At 64.7% G+C, this 4,954-nt stretch carries 4 protein-coding genes; all 4 read left to right on the forward strand.

Annotation, left to right across the window (positions count from 1 at the left end):
- On the forward strand, positions 1-183 hold a 183-nt coding region (locus ACEN2S_RS22900), incomplete at its 5' end, for a hypothetical protein (protein WP_441870917.1).
- A 188-nt stretch (positions 184-371) separates the two neighbouring features.
- Positions 372-920 carry a GNAT family N-acetyltransferase gene (locus tag ACEN2S_RS22905; protein WP_441870920.1) on the forward strand — a complete coding sequence of 183 codons (549 nt, stop codon included), beginning with the start codon at positions 372-374 and terminating at the stop codon, positions 918-920.
- Between the two features lie 80 nt (positions 921-1,000).
- Entirely contained in the window at positions 1,001-1,990 is a 990-nt protein-coding gene (locus ACEN2S_RS22910) for a hypothetical protein (RefSeq protein ID WP_441870923.1), read from the forward strand.
- A 235-nt stretch (positions 1,991-2,225) separates the two neighbouring features.
- On the forward strand, positions 2,226-4,954 hold a 2,729-nt coding region (locus ACEN2S_RS22915), incomplete at its 3' end, for a glycosyltransferase 61 family protein (protein ID WP_441870926.1).

The following is a 4,954-nucleotide window of genomic DNA, read 5'->3' on the forward strand; positions in this document are numbered from 1 at the left end:
CTGGTCAACAGCCCCGAGGCCTATATCGCCCGGGCCCAAGCCCTCGCCGCCGACCCCGACGCCCGCCGCGCCCTCGCGCAGGCCCTGCGCGACGCGGCCAAAACGCCCCCTTTCGTCGACAGTAAAACCTATTCAAAAGACATGCAAAATGCCGTCGATCAGGCCTGTGGGGACAGCAGATGATGCCGCGCACCGCGCCTGCCCGCCCCCTGTTGCCCCCGAGATGCCCCGGACCGGCGGCGCCGCTCTCAGGCGCGGCCAAGGCGGCGTTTCGCTCACCCCGGGCTTCCGGTTGGACATCCCGCAACCGCGGATTATAACGAAGGGGCGGCGCGGCGGGGCTGCGTCACATTTCTTTGCATAGGTGCTTCATGCCAGACCTGACCTCCTCCGTGACCGGAGCCGTGATCACCCTGAAATTGGCGGTTGAGGACGACGCGGCCTTCATCTGGGGATTGCGCAACGACCCCCGCTACAACGGTCATCTGTCGACAACCACCGGCACTGTCGAAGATCAGAAGGCCTGGCTGCGCCGCTACAAAGAGCGCGAAGCCGCGGGCAGCGAATTCTACTTTTGCATTTTCCGCAATGACGACAACCGCCCCTGCGGCACCGTCCGGATCTATGACATTCGCGATGGCCAGTTCACCTGGGGCAGCTGGATCCTGAATGAAGACAAGCCCGCCAAGGCCGCTCTCGACACCGCCCTTCAGGTCTATCGCTACGGTTTTGACGCGCTCAAACTCCGGAAATCCGTCTATGACGTGCGCCGGGACAACGCGCATACCTTGCGTTTTCACGACCGCTTTGGTGGCATCCGCACGGGTGAAGACGCGGAGAATATCTATTACGAACTGCCTGAAGCCCGCTTTCGCGACCTCTACATGGAACACCGCAAGGCGATGGCTGCGCAGGATTGAAGATCGCTGGTCACCACCGGGCCCGGGGGATAGTCCGCAGGCCCGCCTGACAATCAGCAACGCATGAAAAGGAACACGGGTTGAAACGACTCTTTCTTCACATTGGTCAGCCCAAGACCGCGACGACGTCGATCCAGAATTTTCTGGCCGTCAACCGCGAGCAACTGATCACAAAGGGATGGCTCTATCCCAATGCCGCGCGCCAATATGCGGCGCATCACCTTTTGGGCAATTTCTTTCGTGCCGAGCCCATCCACTGGATCGGCAGCGCGGATCCGGCCGCGGTCATGCAGGAGTTGATGCATGAAATCGAGGAAACCCGTTGCGACAACATCATCATGTCGACGGAATCCCTGTATTTCGCCGAAAACCATGCCCAGTTTCGCGAGTATTTCAAAGATTTTGACGTGTCCGTCGTGGTCTTTTTGCGGCGGCAGGACGAATGGCTTGAATCGGCCTATCAGGAGAACCTGAAGAACGGCGAAACCCGTCTGGATCCGGAGCGCTACCTGGCCGTTCATGCCGGATCGCTGGATTATGCGGCGCGGCTCGGGACCTGGGCGGATGTCTTTGGCAAGGACAAGATTCTGGTCCACAGCTTTGAAACCACCGCGGAAAAGCAGCCGATCGAAAAGATCTGCATGGAGTTGATCGGGGCACCCTTCACCGCAGATCTCACGATGCCGCCGGCCAAGAACGAGCGTCTGAGCCGCGATTGCACCACCTTTCTCACCATGTTCCACGCCAGTCCGCGCGTCGATATGAAACATCAGGTGATCAAGGATCTGCTGATCAAATACTCGCAGGCACATCCGGATCCCGCGGAACTGCGCTATGCCTATCATCCGCTCCGGCGCCGGGAAATTGTCGAGCGCCGCGCCGAAAGCAACGCCGCGGTCGCCCGCGATTATCTGGGGCGCGCAGACGGGGTCTTGTTCCGCAACCCGCTGCCCGATGGCGAAACCCCCTGGCAACCCTATCCGGGCTTGCGGGTCAGAGCCTCGGTGTCGATTTCGGAGTTTCTCTGCAACGCCCTCTACAAGATGGGCGAAAGGGCTGAGCGCGGCTGAGGCGGCAAGACCGGCGATGGTTCCGCCCCGGGGCCAGGCTGGCCCCCGATCTTAACAAGGCGTATTTCTTGCTGCTTCCTCACCCTGTTTCCCACCGGAATCTGTTTGCCGCATCGCCCCATCCGGCCTGCGCCGCAAGGGCCGAAGCCATGCCGTGCTTGACGGGGGGGCCGTCTTGCAGGTCTGTGGTGATGCGGGGGGCCTGTTCCGGCCGCCCACTGGGGACAAGCACCACATGCTGACCGCCGCTCTTGCTCTGGAAACCCTCAGCGCCCGCATCGCGGCCGAGGTTGCGCGTGGAGTCGGTCAGGGTGCCGAGGGGCTGCCCGATGCCCAACAGGCCTTGGCGCAGTATTGGCAGGAGGTGGCGGCGGGGCTGCCGCCTTTGCCCATGGGGCCGGGACAGGGTGTCGATAACCTCTACCTTGTCACCGAGATCTATCCGGCAGGCGGGCATCGGCAACTTCTTGAGCAAATGATCCGGAGCCGCCCTCACCAACGGCATCTGGTCGTGTTCACCGGCGCCCTCCAGATCAGGGCACGGTTCAGCCAGTCGCGTTTGCGGGCAGTCGGGGCCGAGGTCACGGCACCCGATCCGCGCGACATTTTGTGGGATAAATGGCTCTGGCTGCGCCAGACACTGGCGCAAACGGCGCCGCAACGGGTCATTCTTGCGCATCATTCCGAGGATATTCTGGCCGCCCTGATCGCACAGGAAATCGCCGGCGCCTTCGGGCCGCGGCTGTTGTTCCTGCGCCATGCCGACACGGTGGGCACGCTTGGCGCCGATCTGGCAGCGGCAACGCATCTCGCCATCCGCCCCGAGCAGGCGGAGGTCTTGCGCCGCGCCGCGCCGGAACGGCGGGTGGAATTGCTGCCGCTGTGCTATGATCCGGCGGTTGAATTGCCTCAACTCTGCGCGGAGGACCCGCCGGTCTTGGGGCGCCTCGGTCTGGCGATGCCGCGCCGGACGCGTCTGAAACGGCGGGGATGGCAGGGCCTGCGCGAAGCCGTCTGGGCAGGGCGCCGCCTGAAACACCAGATCTGCCATCTGCTGGCCCCCTATATTCCGCAAGGGGCGCATCCGCTGGTCACCGCCAGTTGCGGCACCGAGCACAAATTCACCCGCGAGGGGCCGCTGGCGCTGCCCGAGGTCATCGCTGCCGTTCTGATGGCAACCGGGGGTCGCCATGTCCACATCGGGCCCGCCTCCGGCGCACTCGTCGGTGCCGTGCGCGCCGCGCTGCGGACCAAAGGGATTTCTCAGCGCCGGATGATCTTCACGCAGGAAGTCCCCTCGGTTGCCGATGCCCTGCGCTGGCACCGCGTCGGCCTGTATCTCGGCAGCTTCCCGGTCAGCGGCGCCCTGTCGCGGGCGGAAGCCGCCTATGCCGGTATTCCGATTGCGGCGCGCGATCCCGGCACAGCCACGCCGAGCGCCCGCTACCTCTCCGGCACCGATCTGCGGCCCGCCGACGCTCTCATCTGGCACGGCATCCCCGATCTGGCGGACCAATTGCGCGGTGGCCTGCCGGACGCGCTTCGCCACCGGCTGTCCCGATCCGCGCGGGATTGGTATCACACGCAGCATTCACCCGAACGCTTTGGCGTTGCATGGCAGGATATTCTCGGTCGGCTGCCGGAGATCGCGGCCCCACGCGCGCCCCTCATGGCGCCCGCATGCGCGGCAGCCCCCGACTTTGCTACGGTGCCACCACGCCTCGAACATCACCACGACCGGCTGTTGCATCCCGACGATGCCGCCGCGGACAGGAAGATGCTCTGGCCCCCGCATGCCTTGCGGCTTCTGCGGCCGCGGGTCTTCGCGGCAGAGCATATCGCGCCGGTGTCGCTGGAAACCGACCTGCCCGCAATTTTTGCACAAGACTGGCCGGTTGCGACCGTCATTGGCGGGGCAGATGGTTTTCTCACCGCGAACGGTCTTTGGAAAGACGACAGCCTCGATGGTTTTGCGCCGCAGGAAATGGCCTTGCGCAATCCCGGTGCGGTGATCGGCTGCACGGATCAGGCGGTCACCCTGCGCTACCGGGCGCCGGTGGCGCATCTGAGCGCGGCAATTTTCGGATGCGGTGCCTACAGCCACAACTACTTCCACTTTCTGCTGGAGATTCTGCCCCGGATCGCCGCAGCTGCAGGACGCGCCCCCGCGCAGACCCCGATCGTGACCGAGCGGGACCTGCCGCAGCAGCATTATCAAGCCCTGCGCCTGCTGTTTCCCGATCACCCGCTGTACTGCATCGGGCGGGGCGCAGCGGTGCAGGTGACGCATCTGTATGAATCGGGGATGGGAACGCGGGTGCTCGATCCCGTTGAACCCAGGGCCATCGATAGCCCGGGTATCCTGCGCTACCACCCCGCGCACCTGCGCCAACTTGCCCAACTGCGCGCGGCGGCCCTGCCGGGAAGCGGCCCCGAAAGGCTGTTGCTGCACCGGCGCGCCAAGGTGCGGCGGCTGGTGAACTTCCCGCAGATCCGGCAGCTGTTGAGCAGCCGCGATTTCCAGATCGCCGATACGGCCGATCTTGATTTCATCGCACAGATCCGACTGATGGCGCAGGCCAAAACCATCGTGGCCCAAAGCGGGGCGCATTTGGCGAACATGCTGTTTGCCCCGCCCGGCTGTCAGATATTCGCCCTGTTTTCCGATGCACCCGGAACGAATTTCCGGCTGTGGTCGGCGCTCGGCGACAGTCTGGGACATGAGGTGATCAATCTTGTCGGGCCTCGCACCGGGCGCAGACAACCCGGGGGCATTGCGGCCGCGCATGCACATTTCACGGTGCCACCGGGGTATCTTGAGGCGTTTTTCCCGGCGGTGTCCGAGCCGGTGCCGGCGGATCTGCCCGCGGTGCTGACGGCGCTGCACGGCATGGCCGCGCGGGCCGATGTGCTCACCGGGGCCTGGGCCCTGCGCGCTGAGCCGACACCGCCCGACTTCACCCG

The sequence above is a fragment of the Phaeovulum sp. W22_SRMD_FR3 genome (genome assembly GCF_052113705.1).
GTDB lineage: Bacteria > Pseudomonadota > Alphaproteobacteria > Rhodobacterales > Rhodobacteraceae > JBGQOG01.